This is a genomic window from Mycolicibacterium brisbanense (assembly GCF_001570425.1).
GTDB lineage: Bacteria > Actinomycetota > Actinomycetes > Mycobacteriales > Mycobacteriaceae > Mycobacterium > Mycobacterium brisbanense.
On the sequence record NZ_BCSX01000044.1, the window covers coordinates 94,893 to 111,436 of the forward strand.

15 protein-coding genes are annotated in these 16,544 nt (G+C 66.6%); 13 read left to right on the forward strand and 2 right to left on the reverse strand.

Annotated elements, in window-relative coordinates; translation table 11 throughout:
- Positions 1-37 precede the first annotated feature (37 nt).
- The gene (locus RMCB_RS24825; RefSeq protein ID WP_322788710.1) at positions 38-475 is read left to right on the forward strand and encodes a heme-binding protein; all 438 of its coding nucleotides are present in this window, start codon (positions 38-40) and stop codon (positions 473-475) included.
- A 254-nt stretch (positions 476-729) separates the two neighbouring features.
- On the forward strand, positions 730-1,161 hold the full coding sequence (locus RMCB_RS24830) for a hypothetical protein (protein ID WP_062830885.1): 432 nt from the start codon (positions 730-732) through the stop codon (positions 1,159-1,161).
- A gap of 24 nt (positions 1,162-1,185) precedes the next feature.
- On the opposite strand, the gene RMCB_RS24835 is transcribed toward RMCB_RS24830, so the two are convergent.
- Positions 1,186-1,500, reverse strand: coding sequence for a hypothetical protein (locus RMCB_RS24835; protein WP_062830886.1), 315 nt, complete (start codon positions 1,498-1,500; stop codon positions 1,186-1,188).
- Between the two features lie 30 nt (positions 1,501-1,530).
- Complete coding sequence (locus RMCB_RS24840; RefSeq protein WP_062830887.1) at positions 1,531-2,001, reverse strand: carboxymuconolactone decarboxylase family protein; 471 nt, start codon at positions 1,999-2,001, stop codon at positions 1,531-1,533.
- A gap of 49 nt (positions 2,002-2,050) precedes the next feature.
- On the opposite strand from RMCB_RS24840, the gene pdxR reads away from it, so the two are divergent.
- From pdxR to RMCB_RS24890, 11 genes are all read left to right on the forward strand, one after another.
- Positions 2,051-3,463 (forward strand): MocR-like pyridoxine biosynthesis transcription factor PdxR, encoded by a 1,413-nt coding sequence (gene pdxR, locus RMCB_RS24845; protein ID WP_062830888.1) that lies wholly within the window; start codon positions 2,051-2,053, stop codon positions 3,461-3,463.
- A 22-nt stretch (positions 3,464-3,485) separates the two neighbouring features.
- Complete coding sequence (locus RMCB_RS24850) at positions 3,486-3,899, forward strand: GtrA family protein (protein ID WP_029370862.1); 414 nt, start codon at positions 3,486-3,488, stop codon at positions 3,897-3,899.
- Positions 3,900-4,031: 132 nt separating this feature from the next.
- A complete protein-coding gene (locus RMCB_RS24855; RefSeq protein ID WP_062830889.1) occupies positions 4,032-5,414 on the forward strand; it encodes a decaprenylphosphoryl-beta-D-ribose oxidase in 1,383 nt (460 codons plus the stop codon).
- 99 nt (positions 5,415-5,513) lie between these two features.
- Entirely contained in the window at positions 5,514-5,918 is a 405-nt protein-coding gene (locus RMCB_RS24860) for a Fur family transcriptional regulator (protein ID WP_062831001.1), read from the forward strand.
- Positions 5,919-5,954: 36 nt separating this feature from the next.
- Positions 5,955-8,159, forward strand: a complete 2,205-nt coding sequence (katG, locus tag RMCB_RS24865) for a catalase/peroxidase HPI (RefSeq protein ID WP_062830890.1) — start codon at positions 5,955-5,957, stop codon at positions 8,157-8,159.
- 124 nt (positions 8,160-8,283) lie between these two features.
- Complete coding sequence (locus RMCB_RS24870; protein ID WP_029370858.1) at positions 8,284-9,048, forward strand: decaprenylphospho-beta-D-erythro-pentofuranosid-2-ulose 2-reductase; 765 nt, start codon at positions 8,284-8,286, stop codon at positions 9,046-9,048.
- A complete protein-coding gene (locus tag RMCB_RS24875; RefSeq protein WP_062830891.1) occupies positions 9,048-10,994 on the forward strand; it encodes a galactan 5-O-arabinofuranosyltransferase in 1,947 nt (648 codons plus the stop codon). Before RMCB_RS24870 ends, RMCB_RS24875 begins: the two co-directional genes overlap by 1 nt.
- Positions 10,984-14,238, forward strand: a complete 3,255-nt coding sequence (locus tag RMCB_RS24880) for an arabinosyltransferase domain-containing protein (RefSeq protein WP_062830892.1) — start codon at positions 10,984-10,986, stop codon at positions 14,236-14,238. The genes RMCB_RS24875 and RMCB_RS24880 overlap by 11 nt, the downstream gene beginning before the upstream one ends.
- A gap of 75 nt (positions 14,239-14,313) precedes the next feature.
- Positions 14,314-15,213 (forward strand): hypothetical protein, encoded by a 900-nt coding sequence (locus RMCB_RS35895; protein WP_131805575.1) that lies wholly within the window; start codon positions 14,314-14,316, stop codon positions 15,211-15,213.
- A 13-nt stretch (positions 15,214-15,226) separates the two neighbouring features.
- On the forward strand, positions 15,227-15,955 hold the full coding sequence (locus tag RMCB_RS24885) for a hypothetical protein (protein ID WP_131805576.1): 729 nt from the start codon (positions 15,227-15,229) through the stop codon (positions 15,953-15,955).
- A 167-nt stretch (positions 15,956-16,122) separates the two neighbouring features.
- Positions 16,123-16,527, forward strand: coding sequence for an Rv0361 family membrane protein (locus tag RMCB_RS24890; protein ID WP_131805577.1), 405 nt, complete (start codon positions 16,123-16,125; stop codon positions 16,525-16,527).
- The last annotated feature ends 17 nt before the right edge of the window (positions 16,528-16,544 follow it).

Here is a 16,544-nt window from a genome sequence, read left to right on the forward strand (position 1 = left end):
CCCTCGGTCGAGGCCGGCACACTGGCGCGGTCAGGCGATGACGATCCATAGACCGAAGGCCATTTCGGTGAAGTGCACTGTGCACACGCCGACGATCGCGCAGGATCGCGGTATGAAACTGGCTGCCATGCTTGCCATCGGCGGGTTCGCGTCCCTCGCCATCGCCATCGCCGTCCCGACCGCTGCCGCCGCACCGCCGTGCTCGGCGAGCGGGCTGGCCACCACCGCCAGCGGGGTGCTGGCCCAGGCCGGGTCCTACCTTGACGCACATCCTGACGCCAACGATGTGCTGACCGCGGCGGGTACGCAGTCGACCGGCGAGGCCGAAGGAGCCATCCGGGCGTACTTCCTTGCTCATCCGGGGGAATTCCTGGACCTGCAGAACATCGCGCGTCCGCTGACCTCGCTGCGCGGACAGTGCGGAGTCTCGGTGTCGCCGGGACAGCTGGCGACATTGTTCGACGCGCTGGCCTGAGCCCGCGACACACGCTAACCGTTCGTTCCCTTGGCGTTTCGTGCTATCGCGTGACGCCCAATCGCGGGCCGCGCCCGGGTAGCGCTGCGGCCTGCAGCAAAACCAGGTGCGGGAGAGCCCGCCTACACCATTTGCACCATTCGCGCCCGCAATAGACGCATTTTTCGCCCGATGCCGGGGTGTTCGTGAGGGCCATAACTTTGCCTTCAAGCCAGTCAGCAAGCTGGCAAAACACCTGAAAGGCAAGGGAATTCATGAGCACCATCAGCACTTTCAAGAAGCTCACCGCATCGGGTGCCATGGCAGGCATCGTCGGCCTGGGCGCGCTCGGTCTCGGCAGCGGCTTGGCTGCCGCCGCACCGGCAGCACACTCGGGTGTCGGCCCCACCTCGTCGGGCAGAAACTCCGCGCGCAACAGCTGGGACCCGAACAGCCCGGTGACCACGGGCGACGAGGCTCATCCGGCGGCGCACCTGGTGTTCCCGAGCCGCCCGGCCAGCCCTCACGCAAGCCATGGCCACAAGGGGATGAACGAGCCGGTCGCCCCGGTGGGCATCCACGATTCCTTCACGTCGGGCAAGGACATGACGATGCAGACGGCCACCCCGTCGACCACGGGTGACAAGTCCGGGCCCAAGAAGTTGGAAACCTTCCCTGTTCAGCTCGGCGACATGACGTTCAACTAGGCGATTTTGGAGTCCGAACGAGCGCTAGTACAGCCCGTTCGGACATGTGACATCGACATAGACGGTGTCGCCGGGCAGCGGCTCCGGATTGGAGGAGGGATTGTTGACCCTCACCACAGTGCAATCCGACAGCTGCTGATTGGCCCCGTTGACCCAGTTGATGTTGACGTTGTACCCCTCGGCCTGCAGATCGGCGATGACAGCGTCGGCTCCGTGGGCGGCGGCGACCGGCGCGCCGACGCCGGCACCGACAAAGGCGGTGCCGACCACGGCGAACACCGCAACGGATCTGGCTCGCAGTGCCACACCGCGATGATGACTGACGTCGTCGTCAGTCATCCGGTTTCAACCAAATTCGCCGTCGGTGGATCAGCGCCGCGGTGGCGGCATCTTCACCGCCGCATTGATCCGGTTCCACGCGTTGATGGTCACGGCCATCGAAATCACCTGGCCCAGTTCCCGTTCGGTGAATGCCGCGGCGGCCCGGGCGTAGACCGCATCGGAGACCGGGCCGTGGCTCAAGTCGGTGATGGCTTCGGTCAGCGCGAGGGCTGCCTGCTCCTGCTCGGTGAACAGATCGCCTGCCTCTTCCCAGGCCGCGACCAATGCCAGGCGCTGCTCGGTCTCGCCCTGCTTGCGCGCATCGTGCACGTGCATGTCGAGGCAGAAGGCGCACCGGTTGAGCTGTGAGGCGCGGATCTTGATCAGCTCGGCGATGGTCGGGTCGACGTCCTTCTTCGAGGCATTCGACAGCGTCATCATCGCGTCGTACAGCTCGGGTGAGGCCTTGTAGATCTTGACGCGTCCGGTGGTCTGGGCGGGTTCGAGTGTCTGTGTCATGTCTCCAACGCTAACGGCGAAAGACCCGTCTAGATGGTTCAATCTGATAGTGATTTCGCGGGCCAATTCTGGTAGTCGAGACCTTCACCTGGGATTGCGGGCCGTCATCGAACCGGGCAGCCGCACCGCACGTGAGCAGCTGATCAACGCTCTGCGTGATGGCATCCGCTCGGGCCGGCTCGCCACCGGCGCGGCGCTGCCCCCGTCCCGCGCCCTGGCCACCGACCTCGGGCTGGCCCGCAACACCGTCGCGGAGGCCTACGCCGAGCTGGTCGCCGAGGGCTGGCTGGTGTCGCGGCAGGGCGCGGGCACCTGGGTGGCCCGGGCCAGCACACCCCGCCCCGCACCGCGGCCGCGCCGCATACCCGTCACACCACGGCACAACCTGATGCCCGGCTCGCCCGACCTGTCGGAGTTCCCGCGCAGCGGGTGGCTGGCATCGGCCCGTCGCGCCCTGACCGAAGCGCCCGTGGCCGCGCTGCGGATGGGTGATCCACGCGGGCCGCTCGCGCTGCGCGAAGCACTCACCGAATATCTGGGCCGGGTCCGGGGTGTACGGACCACACCGGAGTCCATCGTCATCTGCGCCGGGGTGCGCGACGGCGTCGAACTGCTCGCACGGGCCTTTGGGTCCGGTCGCCCCATGGCGGTAGAAGCCCACGGCCTCTTCATCTTTCGCAACGCGATCACCGCGACCGGTGTACCGACCGTGCCGATTGGACTGGACGACGACGGGGCCGTCATCGACGATCTGGATGCGCTCGACACCCCGGCGGTGTTGCTGACGCCCGCTCACCACAACCCTTTCGGCATGGCCCTGCACCCGAAACGGCGCAGCGCCGCGGTGGCCTGGGCGCAGCGCACCGGCGGGTACGTGCTCGACGACGACTACGACGGCGAGTTCCGTTACGACCGCCAGCCCGTCGGCGCGTTGCAGGCGCTGGATCCCGAACGGGTCGCCTACCTGGGCTCGACGAGCAAGAGCATGGCGCAGACGCTGCGCCTGGGCTGGATGGTGCTGCCCGAGGCGCTGATCGATCCGGTGATCGATGCGGCCGGCGGGCAGCAGTACCACGTCGACGTCATCAGCGCCCTGACGCTGGCCGACTTCATCGCCACCGGCGGCTACGACCGGCACATCCGCCGCATGCGCAACCGGTACCGACGCCGCCGCGACGCCTTGGTCGCCGCACTGGACGGTTTCGACGTCGGCATCCGTGGCCTGGCCGCGGGCGTCAACGTCACGCTCACGCTGCCCGACGGCGCCGAACCCGAGGTGCTGCGCCGGTGCGGCGAGGCCGGGATCCAGCTGCAAGGGCTCTCGATCATGCGTCATCCGGAGGCCGGCCCCGAGATCCCCGATCCTGACGGCATCATCGTGGGCTTCGGCGCGCCCGCCGAGCATGCGTTCGTCCCGGCCGTCGAGGCGCTGCGGGCGGTGCTCGCCGAGGTGTTGCGCTAGGTACGGTCGCTAAGCTGCCGGGGTGGACACCGCACCCGCGAACCCGCGCCTGAGCCTGCGAACCCAGGTGTTCCGGTTCATCGTCACCGGCGGGATCTCCGCGGTCGTCGACTTCGGCCTCTACGTACTGCTCTACAAGGCCATCGGCCTGCCGCCCGACATCGCCAAGGCGATCAGCTTCGTCGCCGGCACCACCACCGCCTACCTGCTCAACCGCCGGTGGACCTTCCAGGCGCCGCCGAGCACAGCCCGGCTGATCGCGGTGTGGGTGCTCTACCTGGTGACGTTCGTCGTCCAGGTCGGCCTCAACCACCTGTTCCTGCACCTGCTGAACTACACCCCGGTAGCGGTGGTCGTGGCCTTCGTCATTGCCCAGGGCACGGCGACCGTCATCAACTTCGTCGTCCAGCGGGCGGTCATCTTCCGCTTGCACTGAGGGCCCGGACGCGCGAGTTCGACGGAAATGTCGCGCTCGGGCCCGCGCAGCGACATCTGTGTCGAATTCGGTGCGTGGTTCGGGACTCGACTGCGACGGAGTGGACGCCTGGGCGCGGTACCCTCCTTAGCGATGTCGACCACCGATTTCCCGACCACGGACAAGCGCCTGATGGGCTGGGGCCGCACCGCACCGACCGTCGCGCAGGTGCTCTCCACACCTGATCCCGAGATCATCGTCAAGGCGGTCACGCGCGCTGCTGAGCAGGGCGGACGCGGCGTGATCGCGCGTGGTCTGGGCCGCTCCTACGGCGACAACGCGCAGAACGGCGGCGGCCTGGTCATCGACATGCCCGCCCTGAACCGGATCCACTCGATCGACGCCGAGACCCGGATCGTCGACGTGGACGCCGGGGTGAACCTGGACCAGTTGATGAAGGCGGCGCTGCCGTTCGGGCTGTGGGTCCCGGTGCTGCCGGGCACCCGTCAGGTCACCATCGGCGGGGCCATCGGCTGTGACATCCACGGCAAGAACCACCACAGCGCGGGCAGCTTCGGCAATCACGTGCGCAGCATGGATCTGCTGACCGCGGGCGGCGAGGTGCGCACGCTGACGCCGGACGGGCCGGAGGCCGAGCTGTTCTGGGCCACCGTGGGCGGCAACGGGCTGACGGGCATCATCCTGCGCGCCACCATCGAGATGACGCCGACGGAGACCGCGTATTTCATCGCCGACGGCGACGTGACGCACACCCTCGACGAGACCATCGCCTTCCACAGCGACGGCAGCGAGGACAACTACACCTACTCGTCGGCCTGGTTCGACGCGATCAGCGCCCCGCCGAAGCTGGGCCGCGCCGCCATCTCCCGCGGATCGCTGGCCAAGCTCGACCAGCTACCCACCAAGCTGCAGAAGAATCCGCTGAAATTCGATGCGCCACAGCTACTTACGCTGCCCGACGTGTTTCCCAACGGGCTGGCCAACAAGTACACCTTCGGCCCCATCGGCGAACTCTGGTACCGCAAGTCGGGCACGTATCGCAACAAGGTGCAGAACCTGACGCAGTTCTATCACCCGCTCGACATGTTCGGTGAGTGGAACCGCGCCTACGGCCCTGCCGGGTTCGCGCAGTACCAGTTCGTGGTGCCGACCGAGGCCGTCGAAGAGTTCAAGGGCATCATCTACGACATCCAGCGTTCGGGGCACTACTCGTTCCTCAACGTCTTCAAACTGTTCGGCAACGGCAATCAGGCGCCACTGAGCTTCCCGATCCCGGGCTGGAACGTCTGCGTCGACTTTCCGATCAAGCCGGGCGTCGGCGAGTTCCTCACCGACTTGGACCGCCGCGTGCTGGAGTTCGGTGGGCGGCTCTACACCGCCAAGGATTCGCGCACCACGGCCGAGACGTTCCACGCCATGTACCCGCGCATCGACGAGTGGATCGCGGTGCGCCGCAAGGTCGATCCCGATGGCGTGTTCGCCTCGGACATGGCCCGGCGGCTGGAACTCCTGTAGTCAGAAAACCCCCGGCAGTCCCCCCAGAAGTTTTTCTTGACTAATTCCAGATAAGGGACAAGACTGCAGGACGTGGCGACGACTGCGGACTTCCAGCAGATGCTGCGGACCGCCGATATGCGGGTCACCCGCCCCCGGGTGGCGGTGCTCACAGCGGTCCACGCGCATCCTCACGCCGACACGGATTCCATCATTCGTGCGGTGCGTGACGAGCTGCCCGAGGTGTCCCACCAAGCCGTCTACGACTCGCTGCACGCGTTGACCGCAGCCCGTCTGGTGCGGCGCATCCAACCCTCCGGATCCGTGGCTCGCTACGAGTCCCGGATCGGCGACAACCACCACCACGTCGTATGCCGCTCGTGTGGCGCCATCGCCGACGTCGATTGTGCGGTCGGTACAGCCCCCTGTCTGACCGCGTCAGAAGACCATGGCTTCGAGATCGATGAAGCCGAGGTCATCTACTGGGGCACCTGCCCCGAATGTTCCATTGCTCCAAGTAGATAACCATTTTCAATACCGCCAGCCCGGAAAGGATTTGTCATGGCCGAAGCCGATACCCATCCCCCCATTGGTGAAGCTCAGACCGAACCCGCCGAAAGCGGTTGCCCCATGCGGATCAAGCCTCCCGTCGAGGGCGGCAGCAACCGCGACTGGTGGCCCAACGCCGTCAATCTCAAGATCCTGCAGAAGAATCCGCCCGCCATCGACCCGACCGATGAGGACTACGACTACCGCGAGGCAGTCAAGACCCTCGACGTCGAGGCCTTCGAGCGCGACTTCGACGAGCTGCTGACCAACTCGCAGGACTGGTGGCCCGCCGACTTCGGGCACTACGGGCCGCTTTTCGTCCGTATGTCGTGGCACGCGGCAGGCACCTACCGGGTCGAGGACGGCCGCGGCGGCGGCGGGCGCGGCATGCAGCGCTTCGCTCCGCTGAACAGCTGGCCGGACAACGTCAGCCTGGACAAGGCGCGTCGTCTGCTGTGGCCGCTGAAGAAGAAGTACGGCAAGAAGATCTCGTGGTCCGACCTCATCGTCTACGCGGGCAACCGCGCGATGGAGCACATGGGCTTCAAGACCGCAGGCTTCGCCTTCGGTCGCCCCGACTACTGGGAGCCCGAGGAGGACATCTACTGGGGCGCCGAGCACGAGTGGCTGGGCTCGCAGGAGCGCTACGCCGGCAGCAGTGACCGCACCAAGCTCGAGAACCCGCTCGCGGCCAGCCACATGGGTCTGATCTACGTCAACCCCGAAGGCCCCGAAGGCAATCCGGACTACCTGGCAGCTGCCATCGACATCCGCGAGACCTTCGGCCGGATGGCGATGAACGACATCGAGACCGCGGCACTGATCGTCGGTGGCCACACCTTCGGCAAGACCCACGGCGCCACCGACATCGAGAACGGCGTCGAGCCCGAGGCCGCCCCGCTGGAGCAGATGGGCCTCGGCTGGGCCAACCCGGGCGTCGGCAACGACACCGTCAGCAGCGGCCTCGAGGTGACCTGGACGCACACCCCCACCAAGTGGGACAACTCGTTCCTGGAAATCCTCTACAGCAACGAGTGGGAGCTGACCAAGAGCCCCGCGGGCGCCAACCAGTGGAAGCCCAAGGACAACGGCTGGGCCAACTCGGTGCCGATGGCCCAGGGCAACGGCAAGACCCACCCGTCGATGCTGACCACCGACCTGTCGATGCGGTTCGACCCGATCTACGGCGAGATCACCCGCCGCTGGCTCGATCACCCCGAAGAGCTGGCCGAGGAGTTCGCCAAGGCTTGGTTCAAGCTGCTGCACCGCGACATGGGACCGGTGGCCCGCTACCTCGGACCGCTGGTGCCGAAGCAGACCTGGTTGTGGCAGGACGTCGTGCCCGCGGGCAAGACGCTGTCCGACGCCGATGTCGCCACCCTCAAGGCGGCCATCGCGGATTCGGGTCTGACCGTGCAGCAGTTGGTCGACACCGCGTGGAAGGCTGCGGCGTCGTACCGTTCCAGCGACATGCGCGGCGGTGCCAACGGCGGCCGCATCCGGCTGCAGCCGCAGCTCGGCTGGGAGGTCAACGAGCCCGACGAGCTGGCTCAGGTGATCCGCAAGCTCGAGGAGATCCAGGCCGCGTCCGACACCGGTGTGTCGTTCGCCGACCTGGTGGTCCTCGGCGGTGTCGTCGGCCTCGAAAAGGCCATCAAGGACGCCGGATTCGATGTCGCGGTGCCGTTCACCTCGGGTCGTGGCGACGCCACCCAGGAGCAGACCGACGTCGAGTCGTTCGCCTACCTGGAGCCCAAGGGCGACGGTTTCCGTAACTACGTCGGCAAGGGCGACAGCCTGCCTGCCGAGTACCGGCTGATCGACCGGGCCAACCTGCTCGGCCTGACGGCTCCCGAGATGACCGTGCTGATCGGTGGCCTGCGGGTGCTGGGGGCCAACCACGGTGGCTCGGACCTCGGCGTGTTGACGGACAAGAAGGGTCAGCTGACCAACGACTACTTCGTCAACCTCACCGACATGGGCACCAAGTGGGCGCCGGCCCCGGCCGATGACGGCACCTACGTCGGCACCGACCGCGCCACCGGTTCGCCGAAGTGGACCGCCAGCCGTGTCGACCTGCTGTTCGGCTCGAACTCGCAGCTGCGGGCCCTGGCCGAGGTGTACGCCGAGGACGACTCACGCGAGAAGTTCGTCAAGGACTTCGTCGCGGCGTGGACCAAGGTCATGAACAACGACCGGTTCGATCTGACCGCCTGATAACTGAATCACCTGGACGCCCAGGCCGGCACTGCGCCGGCCTGGGCGTTCAGCGTTCGGCAGTGGCGAGGTGGCCGCACGGTACCCTCGTCACGATGTCCCCCGAGGCTTGGAGCTGCGTTAGATGGTGTTCGACGCCGTAGGTAACCCCCAGACGATCCTGCTGCTCGGCGGCACTTCTGAGATCGGGCTGGCGATCTGTGAGCGCTATCTGCGCGACGCCTCCGCCCGTATCGTGCTGGCCGCGCTGCCCGACGATCCGGGCCGCGAGGCCGCGGTCGCCCAGATGCGCGCCGCAGGCGCCAAGGATGTCGAGGTGATCGACTTCGACGCCGTCGACACTGCCAGCCACCCCGCGGTCATCGACAAGGCGTTCGCCGGTGGTGACGTGGACGTCGCAATCGTGGCGTTCGGCCTGCTCGGCGACGCCGAGGAGCTGTGGCAGAACCAGCGCAAGGCCGTGCAGATCGCCGAAATCAACTACACGGCAGCCGTTTCCGTCGGCGTGCTGCTCGGTGAGAAGATGCGGGCCCAAGGTTCGGGCCGCATCATCGCGATGAGCTCGGCCGCTGGCGAGCGGGTGCGTCGCTCCAACTTCGTCTACGGCTCCACCAAGGCCGGTCTGGACGGCTTCTATCTCGGCCTCGGGGAGGCGCTGCGGGAGTTCGGTGTCCGCGTGCTGGTGATCCGGCCGGGCCAGGTGCGCACCCGGATGAGCGCGCACGTCAAGGAAGCCCCGCTGACCGTCGACAAGGAATACGTCGCCGAGCTCGCGGTCACCGCATCGGCCAAGGGCAAGGAGCTGGTCTGGGCGCCAGGGGCGTTCCGCTACGTGATGATGGTGTTGCGGCATATCCCGCGGCCCATCTTCCGTAGGCTTCCTATCTGATGCGGGCCGGGCCCCGCACGCGAGGAGGACCGACGGCTCTCGCACGTCCGGCCGGGGTGATCGGCCAGATGGTCGTCGCCGTGCTGATCGCCTCGGTGGTCGCCGGAGTCTCCATCACCGCGATCGCCCGGGTCCAGTGGCCGGCCTACAACACCTCCAACCAACTGCACGCTCTCACCACCGTGGGTCAGTTCGGTTGTCTGGCAGGTCTTTTCGTGTCGGGACTGGTCTGGAGGCGGGGCCGGAAAACCGTGGCCCGGCTCGCCGCGCTGGTCTTCCTGTCGGCGTTCTCGGTGGTGACGCTCGCGATGCCGCTCGGTGCCACCAAGCTGTACCTGTTCGGGGTCTCGGTCGACCAGCAGTTCCGCACCGAATACCTGACGCGGCTCGCCGACAGCCCCGGCCTGCACGACATGACCTACTTCGGGCTGCCGCCGTATTACCCGGCCGGCTGGTTCTGGATAGGCGGCCGGATCGCCGCAGGCACCGGGACTCCGGCCTGGGAGATGTTCAAGCCGTGGGCCATCAGCTCCATCACCATCGCCGCAGTACTGGCCCTCGTGCTGTGGGCGGCGATGATCCGGTTCGAGTACGCGCTGATCGTGACGACAGCGAGCACCGCGGCGATGCTGGCCTACGCCACCACCGAACCGTATGCCGCGATCATCACGGTGCTGCTGCCGCCGGTGCTGGTGTTGGCCTGGTCGGGGCTGCGGGCCGCGCACGCGAGGAGCACAGAAGGAACCCAGACACGCAACGGCGGGTGGGCCGCCATCGTCGGCACCGGCATCTTCCTCGGCGTGGCCGCACTGTTCTACACCCTGCTGTTCATCTACTGCGCCTTCACGCTGACCCTCATGGCGCTGCTGCTGGCCGCCACCCGCAGGCACTGGGACCCGCTGGTGCGGCTGGCTGTCATCGCGGTGATCTCGGGGGCAATCGCGCTGCTCACCTGGGGGCCGTACCTGGTGGCCGCGGCCAAGGGCCACCCCGCCGACAAGGGCACCGCACAGCACTATCTGCCTGATGCCGGAGCCCAGCTGACCTTCCCGATGCTGAGCTTCACGCTGCTCGGGGCACTGTGCATGCTCGGGACGGTGTGGCTGGTGGTGCGGGCGCGCACGTCCACCCGCGCGGGTGCGCTGGCCTTCGGCGTGGTCGCGATCTACGCGTGGTCACTGCTGTCGATGCTCACCACGCTCGTCGGCACCACGCTGCTGTCGTTCCGGCTGCAGTCGATGCTCACGGTGTTGTTGACCACGGCGGGCGCGTTCGGGTTCATCGAAGCGACGCTCGCGATCGCCCGCCGCTATGACGCACCGACCCGGCGGCGCGTCATCGCCGTGGCCGCGACGATCGGCACGATCGGCGGGCTCACCTTCAGCCAGGACATCCCCGACGTGCTGCGGCCGGACATCAACGTGGCCTACACCGACACCGACGGCACCGGGGTGCGGGCCGACCGCAGGCCGCCCGGCGCCGAGCAGTACTACCGCGCGGTCGACGCCAAGATCCTGGAGGTCACGGGTGTCCCCCGCAATCAGACCGTGGTGCTCACGGCTGACTACAGCTTCCTGTCGTACTACCCGTACTACGGCTTCCAAGGATTGACGTCGCACTACGCGAATCCGCTGGCCCAGTTCAAGGAACGCGCAGGCACCATCGAGGGCTGGGCCACGCTGAGCAGCGCCGACCAATTCATCAAGGCGCTCGACGGACTGCCGTGGAAAGCGCCCACCGTGTTCCTCATGCGCCGCGGCGCGGGCGACACCTACACCCTGCGGTTGGCCTCCGACGTCTACCCGAACCAGCCCAACGTGCGCCGCTACCACGTCGAACTGAACTCGGCGCTGTTCCACGATCCGCGGTTCGACGTGTCGGATGTCGGTCCGTTCGTGCTGGCCATCCGCAAGCCTGACCAGAAAGCGACTCCCGATGGCCGTTGACGCGCCGATAGCATCAAACCCCGTGATCGCTACGGGCGCCAACCACCGGACTGCGCGGCTGATCGCCATCGTGGCCGGTCTGCTCGGCGCGATCATGGCCATCGCGACCCCGCTGCTGCCGGTCACGCAGACCACCGCGCAGCTCAACTGGCCGCAGAACGGCACCTGGCAGAGCGTCAACGCCCCGCTGATCGGATATGTCGCGACGGACCTGACCATCAACGTGCCGTGCCAGGCCGCCGCGGGGCTGGCCGGCCCGGACAACCGCGACCGCACCGTGCTGCTGTCGACCGTGCCCAAGCAGGCGCCCAAGGCCGTCGACCGCGGACTGCTCATCGAACGCGTCAACAACGACCTGCTGGTCATCGTCCGCAACACCCCGGTGGTCAGCGCCCCGCTGGACAGGGTGCTCAGCCCGGCCTGCAAGTACCTGACCTTCACCGCCCACGCCGACAAGGTGACCGGCGAATTCGTGGGCCTCACCCAGGGCCCGTCGAACGATCCGTCCCGGGATCCCAACGCGCCGTTGCGCGGTGAGCGCGGCGGCTACGACTTCCGCCCGCAGATCATCGGCGTGTTCACCGACCTGTCCGGCCCCGCCCCGCAGGGGTTGACCTTCTCGGCCACCATCGACACGCGCTACAGCAGCTCACCCACGCTGCTCAAGATGCTGGCGATGATCATCGGCGTCGTCATGACCGTCGTGGCGCTGGGTGCGCTGCATGTGCTCGACGCCGCCGACGGGGTCAAACAGCGGCGCTTCCTGCCCCCGCGCTGGTGGTCCATCTCGGTGCTGGACGGACTGGTCAGCGCCGTGCTGGTGTGGTGGCATTTCGTCGGCTCCAACACGTCCGACGACGGCTACATCCTCACCATGGCCCGGGTTTCCGAACATGCCGGCTACATGGCCAACTACTACCGCTGGTTCGGCACCCCGGAGGCACCGTTCGGCTGGTATTACGACCTGCTGGCGCTGTGGGCGCATGTCAGCACCGCCAGCGTGTGGCTGCGGTTGCCGACGCTGCTGATGGCACTGGCCTGTTGGTGGGTGATCAGCCGGGAGGTCATCCCGAGGCTCGGACACGCCGTCAAACAGAACCGGGCAGCGGCCTGGACCGCGGCCGGATTGTTCCTGGCGTTCTGGCTGCCGCTGAACAACGGGCTGCGCCCCGAGCCGATCATCGCCCTCGGCATCCTGCTGACGTGGTGTTCGGTGGAACGCGGGGTGGCCACCAACCGGATGCTGCCGGTGGCCATCGCGATCATCATCGGCGCGTTGACCCTCTTCTCCGGGCCCACCGGCATCGCCGCCATCGGCGCCCTGCTGGTGGCAGTCGGGCCGCTGAAAACCATTGTGGCGCGCCATACTTCGCGGTTCGGGCATCTGGCGCTGCTGGCACCCATCCTGGCCGCGTGCACGGTCACCATCATCTTGATCTTCCGCGACCAGACGCTGGTCGGTGAAATCCAGGCCAGCTCCTTCAAGTCGACCGTGGGCCCGAGCCTGGCCTGGTTCGACGAGCACATCCGCTACGAGCGGCTGTTCACCACGAGCCCGGACGGCTCGGTGGCCCGGCGCTTCGGCGTGCTGACTCTGCTTCTGGCGCTTGCCGTTTCGGTTGCCATGTCGCTGCGCAAGGGCCGCGTGCCCGGCACCGCGGCCGGTCCGAGCCGACGCATCATCGGCATCACGATCATCTCGTTCTTCGCGATGATGTTCACCCCCACCAAGTGGACGCATCACTTCGGTGTGTTCGCCGGCCTGGCAGGGTCGCTGGGCGCGCTGGCCGCGGTGGCGGTGACCGCCGCGGCGATGAAATCCCGGCGCAACCGGGCCATGTTCGGCGCGGCCGTGCTGTTCGTGACGGCACTGTCGTTCGCGACCGTCAACGGCTGGTGGTACGTCTCCAACTTCGGCGTGCCGTGGTCGAACTCGTTCCCGCAGTGGCACTTCGGCTTCACCACGATCCTGCTGGGCTTTTCGGTGCTGGCCCTGCTGCTGGCCGCGTGGTTCCACTTCACCGGACGCGACGAGTCTCCCGACGGTCCACCGGGCAGGTGGCAGCGGCTGGCCCAGGCCCCGCTCGCGATCGCGACATGGGCGCTGGTGATGTTCGAGGTGGTGTCGCTGACGCTGGCGATGATCAACCAGTACCCGGCGTGGTCGGTGGGCCGCTCGAACCTGGAGGCCCTGACGGGCAAGACCTGCGGGCTGGCCAGCGACGTGATGGTCGAGGAGAACGCCAACGCGGGTGCGCTGACGCCCGTCGACCAGCCGTCCGGCCAGGCGCTCGGTGCTGTCACCTCACAGGGCTTCACCCCCAACGGCATACCGTCGGACGTGTCGGCGGATCCGGTGATGGAACAACCCGGCTCGACCAACTTCGCCGACACCGAATCGGGCACCACGACCGCCAGTGAGGGCGGCACCGAGGGCGGGACCACCGCCGCGGCAGGCGTCAACGGTTCGCGTGCGCGGCTGCCCTTCGGGCTGAACCCCGCGACCACCCCGGTGCTGGGCAGCTGGCGGGCGGGCACCCAGGTTCCGTCGTCGCTGCGCTCGGCGTGGTACCGGCTGCCCAACCGCGACACGGCCGGGCCGCTGCTGGTGGTCTCGGCGGCCGGGCGGTTCAACGCGGGCGAGGTCGTGGTGCAGTGGGCCACCGACGAGCAGGCCGCGGCCGACCGGCCCGGCGGCAGCCTCGGCTTCGCCGACGTCGGCGCCGCCCCGGCGTGGCGCAACCTGCGCGCGCCGATGGCGGCCATCCCGCGCGAGGCCACCCAGATCCGGCTGGTCGCCACCGACGACGACCTCGCCCCGCAGCACTGGATCGCGGTGACCCCGCCCCGGATCCCCACCTTGCGCACCCTGCAGGACGTGGTGGGTTCGACCGATCCGGTGATGCTGGACTGGCTGGTGGGCCTGGCCTTCCCGTGCCAGCGGCCGTTCGGCCACCAGTACGGCGTGATCGAGGTGCCGAAGTGGCGCATCCTGCCGGACCGGTTCGGCGCGGAGGCCAACTCACCGGTGATGGACTACCTGGGCGGCGGGCCGCTCGGCATCACCGAGTTGATGTTCCGGGCCGCGACGGTGCCGACCTATCTCAAGGGCGACTGGTTCCGGGACTGGGGTTCGTTGCAGCGGCTGACGCCGTGGTACACCGACGCCGTGCCGGCCCGGCTCGATCTGGGGACCGCCACGCGCAGCGGGTGGTGGAGTCCTGCTCCACTGCGGCACAGCTGAAAATAGTGTCAGGCGCGGTGCTGGTTCGGCCTTACGGTTGGTATGTAAGGTCCGAGCCGGCACTGGGTTGAGAATTTGACCGAAACGCATCAGCGATCCGCACTCCCTAGGGCTGTTCTTTGGCTGCTGGTCGTATTCACGCTGGTTGTCGGTGCCGTTACATCCGTCCCGATTACTTCGGCCGACCCAACGGATGAGGTCTGTCCAGGCCTTGCGGCTGCCTGGGCCTCCTGGAACCAGCGCGCCGATGCCCATAACGCAGCGCCGCATACTTTCAGCCCGTCGCAACAGGCTCAGTTCGATGCATACAATGCCGAAAAGCGACAACTCGAGGCCGAACGCGATGCGCTCAACAGCCGCCAGGCCGCATGCGATTCCGCCGCAAACGCGCTTGTGCCGCAAACGCCGGGCGGCCCCCCGGTAAAAACACAAGCCCCGCCGACAAAACGCGCAGCGTTGGTCAAGGCGATAAACGACATCCCGTCAGGATGGCAACCGCCGGCCCGAATACCTGGACAAAGAGCGACGGTTCCAAACGAATCACCCGTCCGGCCAATCTATGACATCCTTCGATCGGGGAGCCCGAAATCAGCGCGTGAGCTCGGGGACGTTCTTCTTCAGGGGCAGCCAAGACCCAAACCGGGCGATCCCGACCCCGCATATGACGGCGGAACGATTCAAGGAAAAGCGGGACAGCCCAAGGTGTCGGCCGATCATATAATTCCGCTCTCGGAATTAGTTCAGATGCCCGGTTTCACACGTCTCACGCCAGACCAGATGTATCTACTCGCGAATACTCCAATGAATCTGCAATGGCTGTCGTGGAGGGCAAATCAGGCGAAGGGCTCCGGCGCCGCAGCTGATCTTCTACCGAAAGTCACCGAAGCCTGGGCTCAAAGTCAACAACAACTCGAGGACAGTACGAGAGCCGCCCTGATAGACATCATCAACAAACTCAACGCAGCCAATGGCTAGGGAGGGAGGCATGATGGCTGGACTGGAAAGCGAAATAGTCGACGCGATTGATGACGAATACACCTCGGCGCAAGTACTGACCGGAGATGCCGACGACCGACTGTCGGTGCCAGTTAATTGGCGGCCAATACTCGATTCCGACGATCCAGCCGAGCGGTGCCGTATCGCCCTGTCGCTCTGGAGTCCACAATTCCTCGACAAGCTGCCGAAATTTTCGATCCTGCTACCGGAGCGTCTGGCAGATGTGCGGGTACTTCGGATTCGCACGGGTGGTGAAGCGCCTGCTGAGCACATAGTCCTGGCCTACGCGGCCGGCCACAATGCCGATGGCGAGCTCATTCTGTGGATAGGACATGATCCCGCGAACTTCGCGGACACTGTGCCCAAATACTTTGAAACGGTTCCGCAGGCCGCACGCGATTTCTTACAGCAGACGCATGCGGGGTTCACCAGTGAAGATATGGAGTCCTACGGTCTCATGCCTCCGCGGGACATGCAGACCTTGGCGGAAAGTGTCGGCGCACCGCCCGATGAAGGATGGCAGGTCGGCTACAGCGGCATCCAGATAAACTCGACTCGATTGCTCTGGCTGACACGAGACAGCGGCGAATTGCTCTACTGCACATCACCAGATCTTCCTGCCGAAACGATGGCGTTGGTCTATGAAGGCGACATCGATGTTCCTCCGCCGCAGTTCTGGACAGCTCTCGATAAAATCCTCGTCGAACGCTGGGACGAATAATGACCTGGCCACCACCGCCCAACGGGCCTGCCGGTCCCTTCTCCGGGCCTCCGAACGGTTCATGGGATCCGTTCGGAGCTCACTCTGCACCTGCGCCCCAGCAGCCTGCATGGACCTACCCCGCACCGCCCTATGGCACGCCGCCCCCACCCCGCAAGCGACGGACGGTGCTGTGGATTCTTGGCTGTGTCGCTGTGCTGCTCGTCGTCGCCCTGGCAGGCGTCGGCGGCTGGATCATGTTCGCAAACAAGGATGAGGACCAGATCAAAGATGTCGCGGCGCGGTTCGCAGCGGCAGTCGATGCTCAGGATCAGTCGGCGATGCTGGCCGAGCTGTGTTCCGAAGAGGCCGACGAGCTCACCAGCGACGAAGACTACGTCGCTGATGACGGAGGTCCCGTCGACGAATCGAGCAAGGTTCCGTTCAATGTAGAGACAGTCACCGTCAAAGGTGACGTGGCGGCGCTCAGCTTCACCCGACCGACTTTCGACACCTCGGGGACGCTCTATCTGCGCAAGGAGTCCAACACCTGGAAGGTCTGCAAGCCGGCTGCGCAACAGTTCAACGGATAGCCACCCGTCGCTTGCCA